The 22,667-nt window shown below is 49.5% G+C and carries 18 protein-coding genes and 2 pseudogenes; 12 read left to right on the top strand and 8 right to left on the bottom strand.

All coding sequences use genetic code 11. The features are described from left to right. Positions 1–18: 18 nt before the first annotated feature. From merA to H1D31_RS16260, 4 genes and pseudogenes are all read left to right on the top strand, one after another. Positions 19–1,701, top strand: coding sequence for a mercury(II) reductase (gene merA, locus H1D31_RS16275; protein ID WP_003055149.1), 1,683 nt, complete (start codon positions 19–21; stop codon positions 1,699–1,701). A gap of 17 nt (positions 1,702–1,718) precedes the next feature. Next, positions 1,719–2,084 carry a mercury resistance co-regulator MerD gene (gene merD / locus H1D31_RS16270; protein WP_001277463.1) on the top strand — a complete coding sequence of 122 codons (366 nt, stop codon included), beginning with the start codon at positions 1,719–1,721 and terminating at the stop codon, positions 2,082–2,084. Further along, positions 2,081–2,317, top strand: a complete 237-nt coding sequence (merE, locus tag H1D31_RS16265) for a broad-spectrum mercury transporter MerE (RefSeq protein WP_001087807.1) — start codon at positions 2,081–2,083, stop codon at positions 2,315–2,317. The genes merD and merE overlap by 4 nt, the downstream gene beginning before the upstream one ends. A gap of 50 nt (positions 2,318–2,367) precedes the next feature. After that, positions 2,368–2,499, top strand: a pseudogene (locus tag H1D31_RS16260) (DUF3330 domain-containing protein); the annotation flags it as partial. Here the strand turns inward: H1D31_RS16260 and lspA are convergent. Then, on the bottom strand, positions 2,499–3,011 hold the full coding sequence (lspA, locus tag H1D31_RS16255; protein ID WP_004813174.1) for a signal peptidase II: 513 nt from the start codon (positions 3,009–3,011) through the stop codon (positions 2,499–2,501). The pseudogene H1D31_RS16260 and the gene lspA overlap by 1 nt on opposite strands. Positions 3,012–3,014: 3 nt before the next feature. After that, positions 3,015–3,911, bottom strand: coding sequence for a cation transporter (locus H1D31_RS16250; RefSeq protein ID WP_261259888.1), 897 nt, complete (start codon positions 3,909–3,911; stop codon positions 3,015–3,017). A 95-nt stretch (positions 3,912–4,006) separates the two neighbouring features. On the opposite strand from H1D31_RS16250, the gene cadR reads away from it, so the two are divergent. Further along, positions 4,007–4,414, top strand: coding sequence for a Cd(II)/Pb(II)-responsive transcriptional regulator (gene cadR / locus H1D31_RS16245; RefSeq protein ID WP_024126910.1), 408 nt, complete (start codon positions 4,007–4,009; stop codon positions 4,412–4,414). A 153-nt stretch (positions 4,415–4,567) separates the two neighbouring features. Here cadR and H1D31_RS16240 read toward each other — a convergent pair whose 3' ends face one another. Further along, the gene (locus tag H1D31_RS16240) at positions 4,568–6,892 is read right to left on the bottom strand and encodes a heavy metal translocating P-type ATPase (RefSeq protein WP_261259887.1); all 2,325 of its coding nucleotides are present in this window, start codon (positions 6,890–6,892) and stop codon (positions 4,568–4,570) included. 315 nt (positions 6,893–7,207) lie between these two features. Between H1D31_RS16240 and H1D31_RS16235 the strand changes: the two genes are divergently transcribed. Both H1D31_RS16235 and H1D31_RS16230 read left to right on the top strand, forming a co-directional pair. Then, positions 7,208–7,891: a heavy metal response regulator transcription factor gene (locus H1D31_RS16235; protein ID WP_261259886.1), complete on the top strand. Its 684-nt coding sequence runs from the start codon at positions 7,208–7,210 to the stop codon at positions 7,889–7,891. Between the two features lie 3 nt (positions 7,892–7,894). Next, the gene (locus H1D31_RS16230) at positions 7,895–9,301 is read left to right on the top strand and encodes an Imm58 family immunity protein (protein ID WP_261259885.1); all 1,407 of its coding nucleotides are present in this window, start codon (positions 7,895–7,897) and stop codon (positions 9,299–9,301) included. Between the two features lie 52 nt (positions 9,302–9,353). On the opposite strand, the gene H1D31_RS16225 is transcribed toward H1D31_RS16230, so the two are convergent. Continuing rightward, positions 9,354–9,620, bottom strand: coding sequence for a four-helix bundle copper-binding protein (locus H1D31_RS16225; RefSeq protein ID WP_261260106.1), 267 nt, complete (start codon positions 9,618–9,620; stop codon positions 9,354–9,356). Positions 9,621–10,005: 385 nt separating this feature from the next. Here H1D31_RS16225 and H1D31_RS16220 point away from each other — a divergent pair, with 385 nt between their 5' ends. Then, entirely contained in the window at positions 10,006–10,512 is a 507-nt protein-coding gene (locus tag H1D31_RS16220; RefSeq protein WP_261260105.1) for a TolC family protein, read from the top strand. A gap of 10 nt (positions 10,513–10,522) precedes the next feature. On the opposite strand, the pseudogene H1D31_RS16215 reads toward H1D31_RS16220, so the two are convergent. Further along, a pseudogene (locus H1D31_RS16215) lies at positions 10,523–10,765 on the bottom strand (helix-turn-helix domain-containing protein); the annotation flags it as partial. Positions 10,766–11,289: 524 nt separating this feature from the next. On the opposite strand from H1D31_RS16215, the gene H1D31_RS16210 reads away from it, so the two are divergent. The 4 genes from H1D31_RS16210 to H1D31_RS16195 all read left to right on the top strand — a co-directional run bounded on the left by H1D31_RS16210 (position 11,290) and on the right by H1D31_RS16195 (position 18,954). Then, positions 11,290–11,853, top strand: a complete 564-nt coding sequence (locus H1D31_RS16210; protein ID WP_261259884.1) for a recombinase family protein — start codon at positions 11,290–11,292, stop codon at positions 11,851–11,853. A 233-nt stretch (positions 11,854–12,086) separates the two neighbouring features. Further along, the gene (locus tag H1D31_RS16205) at positions 12,087–12,251 is read left to right on the top strand and encodes a hypothetical protein (RefSeq protein ID WP_261259883.1); all 165 of its coding nucleotides are present in this window, start codon (positions 12,087–12,089) and stop codon (positions 12,249–12,251) included. A gap of 72 nt (positions 12,252–12,323) precedes the next feature. Next, positions 12,324–14,363, top strand: a complete 2,040-nt coding sequence (locus H1D31_RS16200; protein WP_261259882.1) for a hypothetical protein — start codon at positions 12,324–12,326, stop codon at positions 14,361–14,363. Positions 14,364–14,472: 109 nt separating this feature from the next. Next, positions 14,473–18,954 (top strand): NACHT domain-containing protein, encoded by a 4,482-nt coding sequence (locus H1D31_RS16195; RefSeq protein ID WP_261259881.1) that lies wholly within the window; start codon positions 14,473–14,475, stop codon positions 18,952–18,954. A 141-nt stretch (positions 18,955–19,095) separates the two neighbouring features. Here H1D31_RS16195 and H1D31_RS16190 read toward each other — a convergent pair whose 3' ends face one another. The 3 genes from H1D31_RS16190 to H1D31_RS16180 are packed head-to-tail and all read right to left on the bottom strand — an operon-like array spanning position 19,096 to position 22,656. Then, positions 19,096–19,554: a Mov34/MPN/PAD-1 family protein gene (locus tag H1D31_RS16190; RefSeq protein WP_261260104.1), complete on the bottom strand. Its 459-nt coding sequence runs from the start codon at positions 19,552–19,554 to the stop codon at positions 19,096–19,098. Between the two features lie 40 nt (positions 19,555–19,594). After that, positions 19,595–21,352, bottom strand: coding sequence for an E2/UBC family protein (locus H1D31_RS16185; RefSeq protein ID WP_213997624.1), 1,758 nt, complete (start codon positions 21,350–21,352; stop codon positions 19,595–19,597). Positions 21,353–21,357: 5 nt separating this feature from the next. Next, positions 21,358–22,656, bottom strand: a complete 1,299-nt coding sequence (locus H1D31_RS16180; protein WP_213997625.1) for a CBASS cGAMP synthase — start codon at positions 22,654–22,656, stop codon at positions 21,358–21,360. Between the last annotated feature and the right edge of the window lie 11 nt (positions 22,657–22,667).

Genomic DNA, 22,667 nt, shown 5'->3' with positions numbered 1-22,667 from the left:
ACGAAAAGGAACGATGCAATGTATTTGAATATCACCGGAATGACCTGCGACTCGTGCGCGACACATGTCAAGGACGCCCTGGAGAAAGTGCCGGGCGTGCTGTCGGCGCTCGTGTCCTACCCGAAAGGCTCCGCGCAACTCGCCACCGATCCCGGCACCTCGCCAGAGGCGCTGACCGCCGCTGTGGCCGGCCTCGGCTACAAGGCCACACCCGCCGATGCCCCATCCACTTCAGCGCGGGGCAGACTGCTTGGCAAGGCGCTGGGATGGCTGGGCGGTGGCGACAAGGCTGGTGGTGATGGGGACGGACTGCACGTCGCCGTTATTGGCAGCGGCGGAGCCGCGATGGCGGCGGCGCTGAAGGCCGTCGAGCAAGGTGCGAACGTCACGCTGATCGAGCGCGGCACCATCGGCGGTACTTGCGTCAATGTCGGCTGCGTGCCGTCCAAGATCATGATCCGCGCTGCCCATATCGCCCATTTGCGCCGTGAAAGCCCATTCGACAGTGGCATCGCGGCGACTGTGCCTGCGATTGATCGCAGCAAACTACTGGCCCAGCAGCAGGCGCGCGTCGATGAGCTGCGCCACGCCAAGTACGAAGGCATCCTGGACAGCAACCCGGCCATCACCGTGCTGCATGGTGAAGCGCGTTTCAAGGACGACCAGAGCCTTGCCGTCCGTTTAAACGATGGCGGCGAGCGTGTGGTGGCGTTCGACCGCTGCCTGGTCGCCACGGGTGCCAGCCCGGCCGTGCCGCCGATTCCGGGCCTGAAAGAGTCACCCTACTGGACTTCCACCGAGGCCCTGGTCAGCGACACCATTCCCGAGCGCCTGGCCGTGATCGGCTCGTCTGTGGTGGCGCTGGAACTGGCGCAAGCCTTTGCCCGGCTGGGCAGCAAAGTGACGATCCTGGCACGCAGCACGCTGTTCTTCCGCGAAGACCCGGCCATCGGCGAGGCCGTTACAGCCGCGTTCCGTGCCGAAGGGATCAAGGTATTGGAACACACGCAAGCCAGCCAGGTCGCGCATGTTGACGGCGAATTCGTGCTGACCACCGGGTACGGTGAAATACGCGCCGACCAGCTGCTGGTCGCCACTGGCAGGGCACCGAACACGCGCAGCCTGGCATTGGAAGCGGCGGGAGTCGCTGCCAATGCGCAGGGGGCCATCGTCATCGACAAGGGCATGCGCACCAGTACGCCACACATTTATGCGGCTGGCGACTGCACCGACCAGCCTCAGTTCGTCTATGTGGCGGCAGCGGCCGGCACCCGTGCTGCGATCAACATGACTGGCGGCGATGCGGCCCTGGACCTGACCGCAATGCCGGCCGTGGTGTTCACCGACCCGCAGGTCGCCACCGTGGGCTACAGCGAGGCGGAAGCACATCACGACGGGATCGAGACCGACAGTCGCACCTTGACCTTGGACAACGTGCCGCGTGCGCTTGCCAACTTCGACACACGCGGCTTCATCAAGCTGGTCATCGAGGAAGGTAGCGGACGGCTCATCGGCGTGCAAGCGGTGGCCCCGGAAGCGGGTGAACTGATCCAGACGGCGGTGCTCGCCATTCGCAACCGTATGACCGTGCAGGAACTGGCCGACCAATTGTTCCCCTACCTGACCATGGTCGAAGGGCTGAAGCTCGCGGCGCAGACCTTCAGCAAGGACGTGAAGCAGCTTTCGTGCTGCGCCGGATGAGGAAAAGGAGGTGTTCAATGAGCGCCTACACAGTGTCCCGGCTGGCCCTTGATGCCGGGGTGAGCGTGCATATCGTGCGCGACTACCTGCTGCGCGGATTGCTACGGCCGGTCGCGTGCACCACGGGCGGCTACGGCTTGTTCGATGACACCGCGTTGCAACGGCTGCGCTTTGTACGGGCTGCCTTCGAAGCGGGTATCGGCCTGGACGCACTGGCGCGGCTGTGCCGGGCGCTGGATGCTGCGGACGGTGACGGTGCGTCTGCGCAGCTTGCCGTGTTGCGGCAACTCGTCGAGCGTCGGCGCGAGGCCCTGGCCAGCCTCGAAATGCAACTGGCCGCCATGCCAACCGAACCGGCACAGCACGCGGAGAGTCTGCCATGAACAGCCCAGAGCACTTGCCGTCTGAGACGCACAAACCGATCACCGGCTACTTGTGGGGCGCGCTGGCCGTGCTCACCTGTCCCTGCCATTTGCCGATTCTCGCCATTGTGCTAGCCGGCACGACGGCCGGCGCGTTCATCGGGGAGCACTGGGGTATTGCAGCCCTCACGCTGACCGGCTTGTTTGTCCTGTCTGTGACGCGGCTGCTGCGGGCCTTCAAGGGAAGATCATGACCGCTTCCCAGCCAGCCGAGAGTGGGCAGCTTTGAGCTTCGCTACCAATCTGGAGGAGTACCACCATGAACGCAAACGCCCCGAACACTGCCAGTTGCACCACCTGCTGCGTATGCTGCAAAGAAATTCCGCTCGATGCCGCCTTCACCCCGGAAGGCGCGGAATTGTATAGGCGTAGGTGTCAGTCAGATCCATCCGACTCGGCATTGGTGTTTGCTTTTTTACCCAACAAGCTGCTGGAAACTAAAAGTAAGGCACCGAGGACAATTGCAATATCAGCCAGGTTGAAGGCCGGCCAATGCCAGTCTCGCCAATAGAAATCAAAGGAATCCACAACATAGCCGCGAAAGACCCGGTCAATCAGGTTGCCCATGGCGCCACCGAGGATAAGACTGTAAGCGATGGCTTCTCCTTTATGACGATTTTCAAGGATCAGCTTGATCAGAAAAATCGAGACCACTACCGCGATTCCGATAAAAAAGTAGCGCTGCCAGCCTCCACCATTCGCAAAAAGACTGAATGCGGCACCGGTATTCCATACGTGTACCCAGTTAAAGAATGAGGTCACTGAAATAGACTCGCCATATGCCATTGATTGTTGCACCAGCCATTTTACGGCCTGATCAGACGCTGCCAGCAGGCCGGAGATGGACAACAGAGCGTACGGTGACAGATGTTTGCCAAAAATGGACATTGCTTAATCCTTGAGCGCCAGAATGCGTCTAGCACCGTTAAGTACAATTACCCCCGCGATGGTGCCGATAATCAGATCCGGATAATTGGACCCGGTCCACGCGACCAGAGCGCCGGCGGTGATGACCCCCAGGTTGATCACCACGTCGTTGGCCGAGAATATCCAGCTTGCCTTCATGTGCGCCCCGCCCTCCCGATGTTTGGATATGAGCAGCAGACAACTGGTATTGGCAATCAATGCGACGAATGCGATAGCCATCATCACCAGCGATTCAGGCTCACTACCGAATACAAAGCGTCTCACCACCTCTATGAGTACGCCCACAACCAAGATCAGTTGCAGTACACCAGCAACATGCGCGGCACGTAGCTGCATTCTCACGCTATGTCCAACCGCATAAAGTGCGAGCCCGTACACGGCCGCATCGGCGAAATTGTCCAGGGACTCTCCAATCAGGCCGGTGGACTGGGCGATCAGGCCGGCTGTCATTTCCACTACGAAAAGGAGCGCATTGATGCCGAGCAACCAGCGCAGAGTCCCGGATTCTTGCGTGGCAGAGGCTGCCGAGAACTCGGCCGCCTTGATGGTCTCCGGATCGGCAGCGACACTTTCCTGAAGCGAGGCGCCTAGCTCCAAGGTCTTCAGCTTCGCGGTGACGGGCTCGACCTCACCGTCATGCACGACCTTCAACCGGCGGTTCGACAAGTCGAAGGACAGTGCCCGAATCCCCTCAACGCCGTTCAGGGCCAGGCGAATCATGCGCTCTTCTGATGGACAGTCCATCTTCGGCACGGCATAAACACTGACCCATTCCCCCGACGCATCGGAGGAGGCCTGCATATCGGTATCCGCCGCAGGCCTTGCATGGTCGCCACAGGGGCCTCCGCAGTTTTTACTCATGATATGACTCCACTTGAATGTGATCGGGTTTTCATTTAAAACTATATAGTCGCTATAAGGTCAATAGCGTAGATAATCCGTTGCGGAGGAACCCGATGCGTATTGGTCAGTTGGCACAGTCAGTAGGGGTAGATACACAGACGATCCGCTTCTACGAACGGCAGGGCTTGTTGCCGCCGCCTGGTCGGCAGGAGAACGGTTACCGTGTCTATACCGAGAAACACGTTGAGCGGCTGGCCTTTATTCGTCGCTGCCGCATCCTGGATCTGTCACTGGCAGAAATTCACGAACTAAAGCGCTATCAGGACGACCCTCATCAGTCCTGTACCGCTGTCAACGCCTTGCTCGATGATCACATCTCTCATGTGCGGTCGCAGATAACCGCTCTGCAAGCGCTTGAGAAACAACTCGTTTCACTGAGAGCGAGTTGCAACGATGACCGGGAAGTTGAGGCGTGTGGGGTTCTTGCTGGAATTAGCGAAGGAAACATGCACCAGCAGTAGGTGAAGCATCAACCAGATAATCCGATGAGATGCCGGTCTGTCTCACTCTCATGCAAAGGTAAGATCAACCATTTAATCCGCTTACCCGAAAAACCGAAGAAAAATGGCGAGTAGAGACTCGCCATTTTCCGCTACCCCCTCGACGTATCCAGCTTAAACCGAACCACGAAGCCGCAGCGAGTTGAATACAACGGACGCTGAACTCAGACTCATCGCCAGGGCTGCAAACATGGGTGATAGAAGCAACCCGGCAAACGGGTACAGGACGCCAGCAGCCAGTGGAACGCCTAACGCATTATAAATGAACGCAAAACCAAGGTTCTGCTTCATATTGAGAACAGTCTTGTTTGACAGGTCCCGGGCAATCGAGATACCCCGCAGGTCTCCTTTTACCAAGGTGATTTGCGCACTGTTCATCGCTACGTCCGTCCCGGTTCCCATAGCGATACCGACATTCGCCTTGGCCAGTGCCGGGGCATCGTTGATGCCGTCGCCCGCCATCGCAACGATGCAACCTTCTGATTGAAGCTTATCAACCAGATTCAGCTTGTCGGCCGGTTTCACTTCGCCATGAACTTCGTCTATGCCTAGTTGTTCGGCGACCGCTTTTGCCGTTGAAATACCGTCACCAGTAGCCATGATGACCCTGATTCCCGCGGCCTTGAGCGCCTGTACCGCTTCAGGGGTGCTCTGTTTGATGGGGTCGGAAACGGCGAGTAGGCCGACCAGTGTGCCGTCAACCGCCAGGTACATCACACTCGCACCCTTTATCCTCCATCCCTCAGCGGTGGCAGCCAGGCCATCAACATTGACGTTATCCTGCTGCATGAACGCAGTGTTGCCCAACAGCAGTATTTTGCCTTCAACCTTGCCCCGTACGCCTATGCCGCTACCCGAGTCAAAGTCGTCCACTGGGCTGAGCACCAAATTACGTTCGCGCGCAGCGCTGACAATAGCGTCAGCCAAAGGATGCTCGCTGCCTTGATCGAGGCTGGCAGCCAGGCGCAAGATTTCATCGGCGTCCAACTCGCCAGCGGAAACAGCCTGATCGAATGCGGGTCGGCCTTCTGTCAAGGTGCCGGTCTTGTCTACGATGAGCGTATCGACTTTGCGCAGATTTTCTATTGCTGCTGCATCACGAAACAGAACACCCTGGGTTGCGCCTCGTCCGGTAGCAACCATGACTGACATGGGCGTTGCGAGCCCCAACGCACAAGGGCAAGCGATGATCAGAACAGCGACCGCATTGATCAGGCCATAGACCCAGCTTGGCTGCGGGCCGAACATGCCCCACACGACCAAGGTGAGGATGGCGATGGCTACCACCGCCATGACAAAGTAACCCGCCACCAAATCAGCCATCCGTTGCATCGGCGCCCGAGAGCGTTGGGCCTGAGCCACCAACTGGACAATTTGTGACAACACAGTGGCCGAGCCGACTTTCTCCGCCCGGATCACAAGTGCACCAGAGGTGTTCATCGTTGCCCCTATGACCTTGTCACCCGGGCGCTTGCTGATGGGTAACGATTCACCAGTCAACATGGATTCATCGAGAGAACTTGCACCCTCTTCAACAATGCCATCGACAGGAACTTTCTCACCGGGACGTACGCGTAAACGATCACCTTCATGCACATGCGTCAGCGGTACATCTTCTTCTGTTCCGTCTGCATTGATACGGCGGGCCGTCTTGGGCGCCAGACCGAGCAATGACCGGACGGCAGCGGATGTCTGGGAACGCGCGCGAAGCTCCAGCACCTGACCAAACAGCGTAAGGGAAATGATCACCACTGCGGCTTCGAAATAAACCGCCACACGCCCCATGGACATGAATGTTTCCGGAAATATACCGGGAGCTACGGTTGCCAGCGAGCTGTAGACGAAGGCGGCACCGGTACCCAAGCCGATGAGCGTCCACATGTTGGGACTGCGGTTGACCACTGATTGCCAACCCCGTACGAAGAACGGCTGTCCGGCCCACAGCACCACGGGAAGCGACAGTACAAGCTCTATCCACGTTTGCGTCGCCATCTCGAACCAGCCAAGCTGTGGCCCAAACATGGCAAGCACCGTGACAATGACGGTAAAAGGCAATGTCCACCAGAATCGCCTGGAAAAATCGTCCAGCTCGGGATTGTCATCTTCCAGACTGGGCATCAGGGGTTCAAGTGCCATGCCGCATTTAGGGCAGGTTCCGGGGTTGTCCTGACGTATTTCCGGATGCATCGGGCACGTATAAATTGTGCCTTTGACCGCTTCCGAGGGAGGTGGCGGGGTTGGTGAAAGTAACTTCTCAGGGTCATGCTGGAATCTATTCATGCATTTGGTGCTGCAGAAGTAGTAAGTTTTACCCGCATGCTCAACATGCTGGGCAGAGTCTGCCGTTACACCCATGCCGCAGACCGGGTCTGTAAGCCCTGAGCCCGTGTGGGAGGGTGTATGGTGATGACAATGAGACTCAGAATTATCGTGAACCATGGATAAGCCCTTTTCAAATAAGCAGGCAGTTTGCGCCGCGTTTTTTGCGGCTTCTTAAAGGAGGAGATTACATGAATCATGATACCATAAACTTATTAGTTAAAGATGACCAGGCTGCTCCCGCAAGCATTACATTTTAGTCATGTTATGCGAACAACGCTTTTCTCACCGATATAACCTAGCTTCCGGCCACCAACATTACATATTTGTCATTTTCTGGTCATGTTGTGGGCAGATTTCAGACTATAAAATTGATATTGACGACAATGAAATGGACTGGCTTCCTTGGCCTGAACTGTAGAGCGGAGTGGAACGATGAAGATTCTCATCGTAGAAGATGAAGTAAAAACTGGGGATTATATCCGGCAGGGCTTCATGGAATCCGGCTTTGTGGTAGATCTCGCCCGGACCGGGCTCGATGGTCACCACCTGGCGATTACCGGCTCGTATAACTTGATTGTCCTTGATGTAATGCTGCCTGATGTGGATGGCTGGCGAATTATGCAGTCATTGAGAGAGGCCAGATCCATCACGCCTGTGTTATTTCTCACCGCAAGGGACAGTGTAGAAGACCGGGTCAAGGGTCTGGAATTGGGAGCGGACGACTATCTGGTCAAGCCTTTTGCCTTTTCGGAGCTGCTGGCACGAGTACGTACATTGTTACGGCGCGGTGCTGCGCCGGTTTTTCAGGATCAACTCCAGGTGGCTGACCTGATGCTGGATATACCTCGCCGTCGCGCACAGCGACATGGCGTGAGTATCAACTTGACCAACAAGGAGTTCACCCTACTTGAACTCCTTGTGCGGCGCCAAGGGGAAGTGTTACCACGCTCATTGATCGCTTCCCAGGTGTGGGACATGAATTTTGACAGTGACACCAATGTCATCGATGTTGCTATCCGGCGGCTGCGCGCGAAGATCGATGATGATTTTGAACCAAAGCTGATTCATACCGTACGCGGCATGGGTTATATGCTTGACGTGACACAGCCAGGCTAGCCCATGAAAAGACGCCCGCCATCTCTGGTCGTTAGACTCACCGTCTCCATTGGCGCTGTGATAACCGCTGTTCTCCTCACCTTTGGCTGGATGATGGAGCGCTCTATCAATAATCATTTCGTCCAGCAGGATGTGGATGAGCTCAATTCAGTAGTTCAGGCGTTGCAATACCTCCTCGCGACCGTACCGGCCGATATACCCGCCGACGAACTGCATCAGCGTCTCGCTAGCGTGGTAACAGGCCATCGTAACGCTCAATACCGAATCAGTACCGATAGCGGGTCATTGATCTACTCAACACCGGGTTTCAATCTGGACACGTTCGCCCGCACTGCCCGACCTGTAGAAGAAATCACTATCGATACGGTTGAGAGCTGGAATGATCATCAAGAAGCCTTTCGTGGTGCGGTCTTGTGGATTGAATCAGACAGGCTTGAAGGCAAAGCCAGGTTCAGACTCGCGGTCGCCACAGGAATCGACTTTCATCTGCATTACCTGGACGGCTTTCGGAACCACCTTCGGATTGTCACCCTTGCCGCGTGCTTGATAGTTCTTCTGGCAACCTGGTTCGCGGTTTACCAGGGACACGCTCCTATTCGACGTATCAGCCGAGAGATGAGACGCATCAGGTCTGATCAGATGGATTTTCGCCTTGAACCGCGATCCGTCCCCGCCGAGTTGGTAGAGCTGACGATTTCCTTCAATGAAATGATTGGCAGGCTTGAAGATGTATTCCGACGCCTATCGGATTTTTCCGGTGACATCGCGCACGAACTGCGCACACCCATTACCAATTTGAGAACCCATACTGAGGTAGCGCTAACCCAGGCGCGCAGCGTGGAGCAGTACCGGGAAGTGCTGTATTCAAACCTCGAAGAATATGATCGCATGGCCAAGATGGTCGGTGACATGCTTTTTCTGGCTCAGGCTGATAATCAGCTGCTGAAACCGGAACTGGTCGATATCGATCTTCAGTCAGAGCTGAGAAACCTGTTCGATTATTTCAGCGCCTGGGCAGAAGAGCGGGAGGTGCTGTTAGAAAATACCGGAGAGCAAGTTCATGTCCTTGGCGACCGACTAATGATCCGTCGCGCCTTGAGTAACTTGCTGTCCAATGCAGTCCGGCATACGCCAGAGGGGCAGAGCGTAACCACAACCCTTCAAGTGAACTCCGGTAACGTAAGAATCCGCATACAGAACCCAGGGCCACCTATACCTGAAGAGCATTTGAATCATATTTTTGAACGATTCTACAGGCTCGACGCATCCCGCCAACGTAGCAGCGAAGGTGCCGGGCTGGGCTTGGCCATCACGAAATCGATTATCGAAGCCCACGGCGGGAAGATCAGAGCGTTCTCCACAACGGAGGCAACCACGTTTGAGGTTCAATTACCTCTAAAAATGGAGTAGATGACGACATTGCTGCCCTGGAGCTCCGCAACCACAGGGCAGCGGCCAGGAATTACGCTGCCATCCGCTCGCATTCCTCTGCACATTTCCTGCAAGCTTCCGCGCATTCTTGACAGTGATCCATCTGATGTTTCCCGCATTCCTCCGCACAGGCCCGGCACACCTTCGCACACAGCGCACAAAACTCCCTGGCCAGTTCACTATCACGGCTCATTAATACGGCCGCCAGCGAACAAATATCTGCGCAGTCCCGATCAAGCTCAATGCAACGAGCCATCGCTTTCACGTCTTCCTCACGCAGACACGCGGAAGCGCACATTTCGCATGCCTGAGCACATGTCCAACATGCCTGGATACAGGACTGATACATGGAATTAGTCATTGCGTTCTCCGGAATCGTTGTTCCATCGTTAAACATAGTTGCTTGAGAGCTCCTTCAAGAGTCGCCCACATGAAATACGACCGACATGAGCTGACCCCGTTCAGGCAATCTTCATTACAATTCTGTAAGGAACATAACCCTTCGCTTTTATTTCAGAAGTATCTCGGTGCGTTTTGTAGTGACGGATGGCCCAACCCCGATCTCTGACATAAATGTCATTTTCAGGTCAGGCTCAAGTCAGGTTATTTTCCATATACTCTGTGTAAATATGGCAAGAACCATAGGAAGGTTACATCGTGGTTTAGCTGCTTATGGATTAGCTATGAAGGCGGATGATCAGGAATTTAACATGAGATCTAATAAACCTAGGGCTCCGCTCTGCGCGGTAACCTTGATCGCGGGTGTGCTGTTATACCCAACATTCGCGGCGGCATTAACGCTGGAACAAGCTTTGCAGTTAGCCGAACAGACGGCTCCTTCGCTGGAGGCCAGGGCAGCAGATGTGCAAGCTGCGCAAAGCTCGGCGGTCTTTGCTGGCGAACTCCCCGACCCGAAACTGACGCTCGGGTTGCAAAGTGTGCCTATCGAAGGCGAGTCACGCTGGCGGGCAGACAGGGACGCCATGACCATGCAGATGATCGGAGTGATGCAAGAGGTTCCAAACCGTGCCAAAAGACGGGCGCGAACTGAAGCAGCACAAGCCGGCATCGAGGCCCGTGGTGTCCAGCAGTTTGCGGAGCTTTTAAATATCCGCCAGCAAACTGCCGAAGCATGGCTTGCCGCCTTCGCAATCGAGCAAAAGCTGACTCTTTTGAAAGCAGCTGTTTAATTGTTGCAGGGTTGACGCCAAACGCTTCCATTGCGGCACGGCAAAAATGGGCTTGATCGGCAAAACCGGCCGTCATTGCGGCATCCGTGAGTGACCGGCTTTGGGTGAGTTCGAATGCCAGCAGCAGCTTCAGCCACTTTTTGTAGCTCCTGAACGGCAAGCCGGCTTGCTCGCTGAACCAGTGAGAGAATCGGCTCAATGAGAGGTGGGCAAGTTCAGCCAGGACAGTGCGGGAAGGTTCCCGTCCATGCATTAACTCGGATCGCAACACTTCCACCACCGGTTGGAACCGATTATCCAGGCCAGATACGTCCCCACAGGTGCAGGCTTTCCGAAAATCCTCAAGCGCAGCTTGCAGATCGTCTGTGCTGCTTAACTGGATGAGTTGCTGCGTGCCGTCAAGCTCAATAATGGAGATGTTTTGTGCCATCGCCTGGGGGAGCAGGGTTTTACAGGCATTGTGGGTCGGATCGGCATAGAGGCACAACACCCTGGCAGAGTGTAACTGATGGATTTGCTATTGGCGGCACTGGCAAATTGGTTCCACTACCTGATGGGGGCCGCAGGTGAAATAGCGGGTGTGCATTTACGATATCAGGCCAACACGATAAAAAACCGACCGTTTTCTTTACACTCCTGGCCGACACTCAAATCAACTCACTTCAACCTCAAAACGTGTAAATAAATTCTGTAAAGAAATCTATGTAAAGGTTAGGTACCTTTTCTATGCGTTTGAGCTAAAATCACAGGAGGTGGGTCTGTTGTCAGAGGTGTGCAATGATTGTTGGTTATGCCCGGGTGAGTACTCAAGACCAATCACTTGATCTCCAGAGCGATGCATTAAGAACGGCCGGCTGTGATGAAATTTTCAGTGAGAAGATCACTGGTAAGCAACGAGAGCGGCCTGAATTGCAAAACTGCCTGCGGATGCTTCGTAAAGGTGATGTACTGGTTGTTTGGAAACTCGACCGCCTGGCACGCTCACTCAAAGATCTGGTAGAACTCATTACTGAGCTTGAAGCAAAGCAGGTAGGCTTTCGTTCTATTACCGAGGCTATCGATACCACTACCGCGGGCGGCAAGTTAGTGTTCCATATATTTGGTGCATTGGCAGAATTTGAACACAACCTGATCCGCGAACGCACACTGGCTGGTTTAGCTGCTGCAAGAGCGAGAGGACGCAAGGGTGGGCGCAAACCCTCTATGAGCCATTCCGATATCCAGAAGGCGGCGGCAATGTTGTTGGATCCTAAGATAACGAAGACCGAGGTTGCAAAGCACTTTGGTATTAGCAGAGTAACGTTAAATAATTCACTCATGCGAGAAAAAATTTCTAATTGATGGATTATCGGCGACTTAAAATCAACACTCTCTTAAAAACGAATCTCTAGCCCCTCTAAAAAAATATATTTCTAATAAATTTTTGAGAGGAAAGCTTGAATTAACATCTGAGAGCATGTTAGTTTAAATTTTAGTCCGTTTTAGTAAGACTTGAATTTGTAATTTAAGCTAAAATAGCTTTGAGAAATAGCTAAAACAGATTAAAATACGCGCGCCAAAAAAAAGGAACCGTCATGAGCTTTAAAGATTTGAGAAAACTCTCCGAAACCAAAGAGCAGAAAGAGAAAGCTGCACTGGGCTTTGAGAATCGTCTTAAGGCCTATGAGAAAAAGTTCGTTGAAGAGTCTAAGCAGTTGGCTCCGTCAGAAAAATTTTACTCGAGAAGCTACAATCTATAGTAGTTTGAACGAGCCAAAAGAGGCAGCATAGGCTGCCTTTTTTTATACTCAAATTTTAAATGAGGGTTAAGAATGCATTCACCTTTTCTAATCTGTCAGTTTGCAAAAGAGACTTTAAGCAATCTTGTTCGTGAGCGATTTGGTGACAACTTCCCTGATATTGTAAAAAAGCAGCAAGTTGGATTTATATACAACTATTTAAAAGAACTTAACGCAACATCCATTCTATTAGAATCTGAATATGTAGATAGAGATTATCTTGAGGATTACTCAAGGTACTATGTGAAATGTTTTAATCGCTATGGTGAACGATGCGCTCGTTTGCATTTTTTTTCTAGCGAAATACTCCACTCTCAAATCGAAAAAGGGTTAATGCAGGATCCTAAAAATCTCGAAAGTGAATTGCAAAATAGCTATCTCGGTTTTATGGTTATTAAACCTTTGCCAAAAACATTCATCGGTAAGACCTGCTTGAAGGTATATCCAAGAGTATGTGAGGATAAAAATAAATTTATTTTACACAAGCCCTACAATGTAAACTTATTTGGCTTAAAGCTCTCTGTAAACTCAATTCCTTTCCAAGAGCAAGATAAAGTTGTATCTGCATGTGCAACAACAGCTATTTGGAGCTTACTTCACGCCCAAAAGCATACCGACAGATATGGAGTACCGTCATCAAGCGAAATTACACTGTCTGCTATCAATCATATAGATAACTCATCAAACAGCTTCCCAAATAAAGGGTTGTCTAATAAACAAATACTAAGAGCAATTGATGTTCAGAGCTACAGAAATCATAAATTCGATTTCGATAAAATTGGAAATAATAAAAATAGGTATAGCCCAGGTAAATTTTTTGAGATATTAAAGCCATACTTGGATAGTGGGATACCGATGCTGTTAGGTTGTGATGTCTATTCTAAATCTGAGTCAAATTCTGAATCAGGATATTCTTTTGATGGTAGTCATGCGGTTACAATTCTTGGTTACAAAAATTCACCAGATGAGAAGGCTATATACATCCATGATGATCGGTTCGGTCCATATGCAAAAGCAATAATTCATACTAACGAAAAAAAATTTAGCTTTTCTGACCCAGAAGGAGTCATTATTTTTCCTTCTATTTTTATAACCCTGCATCATAAGAACCAAGAAGGTCATTGGTCTGAGCCTATTGAAATGCTTGTTCCAGACAGTTTAATTATCCCAACAAATCCAAAAATTAGGTTACCATTAAACAAGATAATTAACACTTGTGACATTATTGCTGAAGAGTTTTCTCATTACTATATGCAGACTCACTCTAGGGAAGAAAAAATATCTTTTGACATTAAGTTAATTACATTAGCGGAATTCAGGGACAGAATTATTTCTGATGCACGCATAGATAATAGGTACGAAATACTAACAAAAAATTCTCCTCGATTTCTGTGGGTTGCACGGTTTTTTGGGGATGGAAGTTCGCACTCAATATTTGAAATAGCTTTTGACGCAACTGATATACCTCAAGGTGAGGCTATTGCTCACTTAGTAGTTTTGGAGAAAGAGGACTTCGAAATTGTCAAAAATGTCGTACTGAACTTAAAGGAAGGAAGTATTATTCCGGCCAATAGTGTGGATAATTTCTTTCCCAACTTTGTTCGCTATTTGCAACCTGAAATTCCTAAATTTGAAGAGTACTTAAATAAAACTTATGGGGCAGCAAGAGCTCCATTGCGGCTTAAGCCAGAGGAGACTCTTAATGGTCAACTACATACTCAATCCAGTAATTTAAGAAAAATATTTTTTGGGCGAAGCTCCCCGTTAATTCAGCAGGAGTTTCCAGACCTAGGGGTTGGGCAGCATTTGATCTGGGCGATAAGCATAGAAGGAGCACTTCTAATTGGACATGAAGTAGGAGAGCTCGGGCATCCCACTTTAACTGGGTATAAATTTGCTAGGATTTCAGGTGAGTTACACAGAACTACTGACGGATGGGCTATTAATGCTAAATCAGGAAGATACAGTGGCGACTATTTAAATCAAAATGAACTACTAAGTAACGCGAGGCTCAAGTTCATGGAAGTATTTTATGAAGAAAAGAACATGGAGTGCAGTTTTTACATGAACTAAGCCAGATTTAGCATGTTGAGTGTAATAATCCGAACTTAGTGCCGCTCCGGCAGGAGCGAGTAGAGTGTGCATTCAAGACTTTGGAGTTTACCATCAAGGCATGCGCAGAATGACTATTCTGAGAACTGACATAGAAAGGGGGCTCGACGAACTCATATCTCAAGAAGAGGGTATGAGGTTTCAGGGGCTGGCGGTCGCGCTGGGCAAGAACCGTTGGCCTGAGCTAACTGCTCGCCAGCGCAAAAAGGATCTCGGCCTTGATGCTTACATCCCAGCCAGTTTAACGCATGACAGGATTGGCAAAGGACTCGCTGCCTCAATCACGCCAACGCTGAAGAAGATTTCAGATGACGTAGAAACTGCCAAGAAACATTTTCAAGATCTCGGAATGCTACTCTTCGTAACCCCAGCTAAGATCGGTAATGCTTACCGTAAGTTATGGGAAGAGACTATTTCAGAAAAGTACGGCGTTGTACTTCATATTATCGAGCGGGAAGACATCATCATAGAGATGTTGAGACCGGAAAATAAGTCGCTCTTGCCAAGCTTTCTCAACATCTATGTTGATAATGAACCATCTATTACTGATCTAAATGTCAGAACAAAAAAGGCCGCCAGCAACACCGTACAACGCTGGCTAGAAAAGACAAAAGGAATATCTCTTATCGATCTGAGTGCTGTGAGGCTTGAAGCAAATGGCACCGAGTCTACAGATGTTATGTCGCTTGAGCATATCGGCCTGCTGCTATCACAGTGCACCTGTCTTTTTCTCGAAGCGCCGGCTGGCGGGGGAAAGACCACTACGCTTGCACAATTAGCTCTCAGAATGCTTAATTGTACAACACCTTTTATTATCGAGTTATCCGCATGGATGTCTTCTGGCCGGAGTATCTTCGACTACATTGCATGCAATCCCTCATTTTTAGCTGAGCGACTTACTGCATCTGATCTCGCACGCGTTCAGCAGGTTGAACCTTTCGTATTTTTATTGAACGGTTGGAATGAAGTCGCTGAATCGCATGTGTCCCAGGTGAACAGTGCAGTTCGCGAACTTCAGCGTGATTTTCCTAATACAGGGATTATTATCACTACACGCACGCACCATTTAATGCCTCCGCTATCTGGTGCCGTAAGACTGAAATTGTTGCGAATTCAGCCAGCTCAAAGAGCTAGTTACATAGAGTCCCGCCTTGGTCAGCTTTACTCTGTGTTTAAACACCGTATTAATATTGATCCCGTATTAGATGATTTAACTAGAACACCACTTGTTCTATCAGAAGTTGCCTCATTGTTAGAAGCTGGTATAGAGATTCCGTCAACCAAAAATGGTATTGTCGAGAAAGTTCTCCAATTGCATGAGCAAATGAACGAACACAGAAACGCACTTCAAACAGCCCCCATTTTTGGTGAGCATGTAGAGTACTTAAAAGCTCTCGCGTTTGAGATGACACGTTGCGGCAATGTAATATTATCAGAGAACGATGCGCGTGGTGTTGTCGCAGCTGTTTCAAGAGCACTTACGGAGCGCGGACGAATAGAGCAAGTTGCTGCTCCACGGGTTCTGGCAACTCTTGCAGCCCATCATGTTCTGGAGCATATTGAATATCCTCACAAGGCCTATCGGTTCGGCCATCAGCAATTGCAAGAACATTACGCTGCGAAAGAACTCCATTCACGAATCTTTGACTTTCAGAGTAACAGCGAGTCTTACACTAACTTTATTGATGACTACATTAACGTTTCGAAATGGGCCGAGCCATTACGTATGCTTGCTGCGATGTTTTCCGAGCCGGCGGGTGACAGCGAATTAACTCAGAAAAACACATATGCAGGTAGAGCTCTGGTTGAGATGGCTCTTGAAGTCGATGTTGTTTTTGCAGCTGAGCTCTCGCAGCTTTGTGGGCCGGTTATTTGGGGTGAAGTGCGCGGTTCAGTTAATCACGGTATCCGAGCGGTTTACGATAGCCACAACGGTAGCTTTCGGCAGTATGCTATTGCAGCAATGTTAGCTACAGGGAAGACTGATTTCAGTGATATCCTTTTACCGCTTTTGTCGGCTGAAGATCAACAAACTCGGCTTAGCACCTATCGGCTCTGGCCAGATATTCAAGCTGTGTCAGTTGGCGAAAACTGGTCTGAACTGGTTCAAAATTGGAGAGAAGAAGCCCGCCAGGATTTCGTTTCTGAAATCCTTCATCATCGCTTCGACAGCAAGGTTGCGACTTTTGCTGCTGAAGATCGCAGCATTGCTGTGAAGAAAGCGGCGGTCTCCGGATTAATATGGACTGGATCTGACGATGCACTGATCCCTATTCTTGAGTCGATGGATGAACAGGCATTTGACGAGGTCGGGCGCGAGTATGCTGAACGTATGCCGTCAGTTTTCAGAACCAGAATCATTGCAGCAATTCGAAAGGTCGTCGACACAACTGAAGACAACTACGCCCGTTTGCGGAATCTACTCTACTTAATAGAGTTAGCTGAAACAGTTGAAGATGGTGTTGTTAAAAATGTATTGTCCGCAATTAAAAGAGAGAACTTGCGAGACTTGGAGTTCAACTACATAAAACCGGCTCTTGAGCTTTTGCACCAAACGGATCCTGTATGGGTAGGCGAATGGGTCGCTATGCAAATGGCTGAAGGCGCGCTTTACGAGCGAGAACTCTGGTTTTCATTCTTAACTGATCTTCCCGAAGAAGTGAGTGAAAAATACATTCAGCTGCTTGAAACTAAAGATCCTGATGGGGGGAGCTGTAACAGCTTAATAGCCGTTATCGCTGCACTTACAGACACCAAACTTGCTGAACGAATGTTTAAGAGACTGTGTGAGCTTCAACGAGATGTTGAGAGTAAAGGAACCAAATCGAAGACGATGCACCGGATAGAATCCGTATTCAACCGACTCCCTTGTGACATAACCATGACAGGTATTATATCTTCCCAAATAAGTGATAACCTCCCCGATATTAAAGCTACTACTTCGCTTCTCAGCAACATCTTTAACTCAAATGCTCGGGGGTTGAACATTGCGGATAATGCTTTGAAAGCGAGCCTCCGTGACTACCTTAAAAATAGTATCGATATTATTCTGCGCATAGAAGACTTCTCTGGAGAGGAAAAAGCCAATCTGGCTTCAGCGATCGCATTGATTGGGAAGCCTGAAGATCTGATTGATCTGATCAGGCTTCTCCGAGCAGATATTGAACGGGTGCGCCGAGGTCGAGCTGCGCGTGCAGCTGGGGATCATGGTCCTCTTGGCAATAGTGGCGCGATAAGTTGTGCTCGTCGGCACATCAACGCTCTAACACATATTGATTCTCCAAACACCATTCAGGCGCTCATTGACCTTTTGCCAGAGCCTGAATATTGTGTCGAAGTAGCGGAGGCAATGGCATGCGACTTTGCTCTAAAGCCGGAGAATCCTTTTGCCCAAGCGTTCCACTATGATTTGATCTGGGAGGCACGTGCCCAACAGGCCAAACGGACTAGTGACAATCACCGGTATAGCAAGTTTAAAACTGCACTCTGTACTGAAATCAGCCGTCGGATTGAGCTAAATGACGAAGGGAAGCACATTGCAGGGTTAAAAGAGCTGGCAAAAGCACTCTCGGCAATTGACGGTTATGGCTCTGCTAAAGTAATACTAGATGTTATTTCTACCCCTGGGATGTGGGACCATTATATATGCTTGGAAACCGCAGAGCGGCTACTAATGTCAGGGGTCATCTTTCCTACCGCAGTCGCATTCACACTAATTGATTCTGTCTTGGATCGAATTACGAGATGGAAGCAAAATGGAGATGAACGACTTTTAACGCGGGCGATGATAATTTGTCTGTTCGTCGAAACTCCAGAAGTAGGCGTCGCTAAAATACGCGAAGTGCTTGACCAAAGAAGATTGATAGGACATGAGCTTCGAGAGCTCATTGTCGCTCTTGGTGAGAGCAAATCCGACTCAGCCGTTACCCTGTTATACGATTTGGCATGTGATTCAAAGATTTTCAGGCAGTTCGAACAATACTTCATCAATTCTTTCGCCATTCTTGATACACAACATGCTCGTGAACTTCTCTTAAGCTTTGTAGATTCAGATATAAAAGGTTTTGAGCCGCAATATCGCCTTCAACGCCATGATGCTTTGGTTTTCCGTTTAAAGGAATTAACTAAAGGTAGAGCAGAAATCCTTTCGCGTCTTATAGACTTATGCCAACGAGATTTACCCGAGCCAAACCGGCAAATTTTGTCGAAAGTTATGGCGTCGATTGAAACGTTCGAAGCGCAGCAAGCTAATCTTTACTTGATCAACGACGCTAGAGACATACCAGTCCCTCAGGGGATTTTGGATCAATTCAAATCAGCGTTTATTGAGCGTCGGCCCTATGAGCAGAGTTCGGGAATGTTCACATTGCACTCGCGTCAATCAAATGAGCTTCGGGCCTTACTTTTTAGGATTGCAGTTAAGGACAAAAAAAGACAAAAGTCGGCGTATAAACTTCTAGGCCAAATAGAATGTTGGCGTTTGGAGTTTGGGAGGCCAATAGATGAGCAGCGACATCCTGATTTGAAGTCTGGCTTGTCATGGCCGTGTTAGTAATTTTGGCTTAGAAAACAACCTTCAATTGATCTCAAACTTGGCGTAGCATGGCCGTAGCTTGGTTTTATTTTTTACTAAAATCCAGTTCAATTATATATTCAATAGGCAGGTAGATGTCCAATAGTGGAACTCTGACGCTTAATTACTATTGAAGGGTTTTGTCTCTATATTGCTCAAGCAGTGGTAGCCCTCAATTTCTCTCAAAACGTATATTTTGCTACCTGTTATCTTCCCACACCACATCGCACATTGCCCGACAATGACCAATATCATTGGTTCTAAGGAGTTTATATCTTTATACCAGCTGGATTTGTCTATACCAGATGGGACAGGAAATCTCTCCGGATGAGTGTGCCACTCTCCCACATAGTTCATCGTTCCGTCAGAGGTGTGGTGTAACTCATTGACCAATTCTTGATGATGGGGACTTTTTCGGACGACGGTAAATCGACTCCGAATGTCACCCTGGCCTGGTTCTGAGATCGCATGAATTACAATATGATTCTCTCGTCTTTCACCGATTAATACTCCGGCAGCTTCACGGCTTACAGGAGATAACTGCCGGTAGGACTGTAATTTCTCTATTACGTTAGCCATGATGACGACTAAGTGGCCGTTATCATCTATGTATGTTATCTCAGACATGGCTATTACAGATCCGACAGTTAGTCGCAGCCTTTATTTTTGAAGGGCGCCGAGAGCGTTCACCGTCTAGTCTAACCTCGTTATAAGTCCAAAGTCTTTTATTTTCCAAAGTCTGAAGCACTGCATCCTGCATGAGTCCAGCTGTCATGACACTAACCGATGCGTCATATGGTACGAATGTACTACCACAACTCAGTCGTTTTTCTGATTGCAAATCAACTCCAACAAATCTCGAGTCAGTGCCATTCCGGTAAAAAGCCGGATCAGTATGTAAACATTCGTAGCAGGCGCAGCTATCGTCAACAAAGACTTTTGAGACCCGCCCATTTCCATCATTGTAACCGTGGATCAGAACAGGTCGTTTCTCTTTACTCAATATGCGCACAACATGAGCCAATCTCTTGGATACTGGTGGACGACCAGTGGCATCAATCACGATATCGTATTTTGCGAGCTCACAAGGCGTGATAGGAAAACAATCTTCTTTAGCCTGGATCTTAGTGTCAAAGTGAGTCGAGCGTTGCAGAACTTCTTTCAGACTGGTCGCTTTATTCTGGCCAAAATGCTCAGTATTGAGGCTATGACGGCTAAAGTTGTGGGGCATATAAGTATCGCCGTCAAAAAGGTCAAGCCTACCTGATCCGCAGCCTGCTCCCGCTCGAACTAATAATGGTGCCAGGTTACCGCCAATAGTGCCGCAGCCAACTAACGCTATGCGTAGTTTACCCAGATCTCCAATTTCAGGACGCTTTCGGTTCCGGCTTAGGATTGTTCCTTTGTCCGCACTGGTGACGCAGAGTCTCTTAAAAGCTTTAACACTTTGCCTTCCACCCAAGAGAACAGCTAGATCTTTGTACTTAGTTGATTTGCGTGCTTTTCCAGGCCTATTCTTAAATCGTTCAAGTGAGATAGCGTTTATATCAAGCTCTACGTATGCTGCTATTATGGCCTGATTATGAACATCCAGAAGAATGGCATGCTTCTTAACCGGAGCATTAACAAAATGGCTAATAACTTGAGACCAGGCGCCGTTATCGACGTGAAACAGCCAATCCAACAGCGATTTAAAAGTTTTTGGAGGCCACTCTGCGCCTGAAAGCTTATTCGGTTTAACCTTGATACGGGCTGTTACAAAAGTATTCCCGTTTGAGCTGAGCTTTCTCTGTTCCATCCAGCGACTAAGCTCGTTCTGCTGGTCTTTGGCGGATACAATCCACTCTGGTTGAGTATTCTTGATGTCGTTGCTTTCGGCTTTCGCTATCCGACAGATGAGTCCTGAGTTTTCATCGGTCAACAGATAAAGCGACTCACTAGCTAACCAATAGGCTGCAAATTCTCCCTCAAGCTCTGCGCCGGGTAACGCCGTTGCGCTTATTTGATTTACTGCGCTGTCGAGTGTTTGCTGGATTTGAAGATCGACAACCTGCAGAGTCCCTTGTAGATCGTTTGGGTTCCAGTCAGCCTCCATCTCTTGTATGTAGCAAAGATAGTAACCGTGATTAATATGCGGTATTAATTTGCCGGAGTACTGCTCGGGATAAGATATTACATAGGCATATGGCAACTGAATATGCGGGTCGCCGGAAAACCGAAGAGCAACCCTGAAATCTCCCCCTAAGGTTGAGTACACCTTTACGTAAAAGCCTGATGAATTATCATGCTTCAGCAGGGGGGAATCAGCTGGAATATGCTGTGCTTTGGTGCGTTCAAACCCTAAACATAGTAAATGGTAATGAAGATCTTCCTGCAATTTAGTTAACCACTTCTCAGCGTTGAACTGATAGTTGCCGGCGCTGGATCTTTGCGTGGTTCATGCAAAAATGCGGGCGCAGCTTCCTTCTTCACAATGAGCTCGTGCTTCGTTACACGCTGCCCAAAGGCTTGATTAATCACTATCAGCGCATAGGTATTGCTATGAGCACTTTCTGCTGTAGATAACACACTTCGTAAATCTAAGAGCTTTGCAACAATTTCTTCTTCCCTTGGTCCATGATTTACCTGGCTAGGAAACAATAGGTCTTTATCTGTATTGTCTGGACTCTCAATACCCGCTAAGAACTTCTGTGGCAGGTGGTTTGTGACAACCTTCAAGGCATGATTCAAATCGTTGCCTTTAGTCGGATGTTTATCGAGGATGTCTACAATGGCAGCCATTAAGGATATTGATGATGGTCCTTTCTCTGGCCACTGGGCGTCTCGCCATCCCTTAATAATCCGGCATATTTTCCGTAAATGCGGACCGATCCTGATACAGGCATCATTAAACCAATTTTCAACAATTTTAGGGTCGCTCTTTCGCCAGGCTTCTACACCATCCCGGATGGCAAGGTGAACACTTTTGGGATCTAAATTGTAGTCTCGCTTAGCCCTCGCCTCTGAAAACAGAGCGTCTTGATACATATCACTGTTGAAATGAATCGCCTTCAACGCAGCTTCATTTATCATGAACTTGTCTTCGGGCACTGCGTACATAGGCACATCAATGTGGACATACATTGACGGAATTCGGATGCGACCACATGTGTTCTTGGCCTCAAATTGCCAACCCTTGTTTTCTGCTACCAATGACTCCAGAGCTGTATCGACAAGTAATATAAGCAAGCTATGCCCTATAGCGGGCTGATCATTAAAAATTTCCATCGGCAAATATGTGCCGTCGTCGATGTCCATTTCTTGCGGTGGAGTTGTGTACGGTAGATTAAGGGTGTCGTACGCAAAACTGCCTTGAGTCCAAAAACGAGGTGATAACTTCTGAAAGGCTTTTCGCTGATTCTCATCCATACTGCTTATCAGCTCTGCTACCTTTTGTAGCGAAGCCGGCGTTAAATATCTAAATCTCGTGTTTGCTAATCTTTGCCTTATCTCAAAAACTGATAGAGACATAACGAACGTCGTTTTTACGACAGCCTTAGCTTCGTCAAATACATCTCTGATCCGTACACGAACCGTCTTTCTGAGTTCTTTCAATCCGCTATGCTGTGCATCGCTTAACTTTAATTTAGCGACTAGGCCATCGCTCGAATTGTTATAGTAATTGTGAAAATCCCATGTCATAACTCAACTCC

Source organism: Alishewanella sp. BS5-314, assembly GCF_025377695.1.
GTDB lineage: Bacteria > Pseudomonadota > Gammaproteobacteria > Enterobacterales > Alteromonadaceae > Alishewanella > Alishewanella aestuarii.
This window is presented reverse-complemented; position numbering and strand designations above follow the sequence as displayed.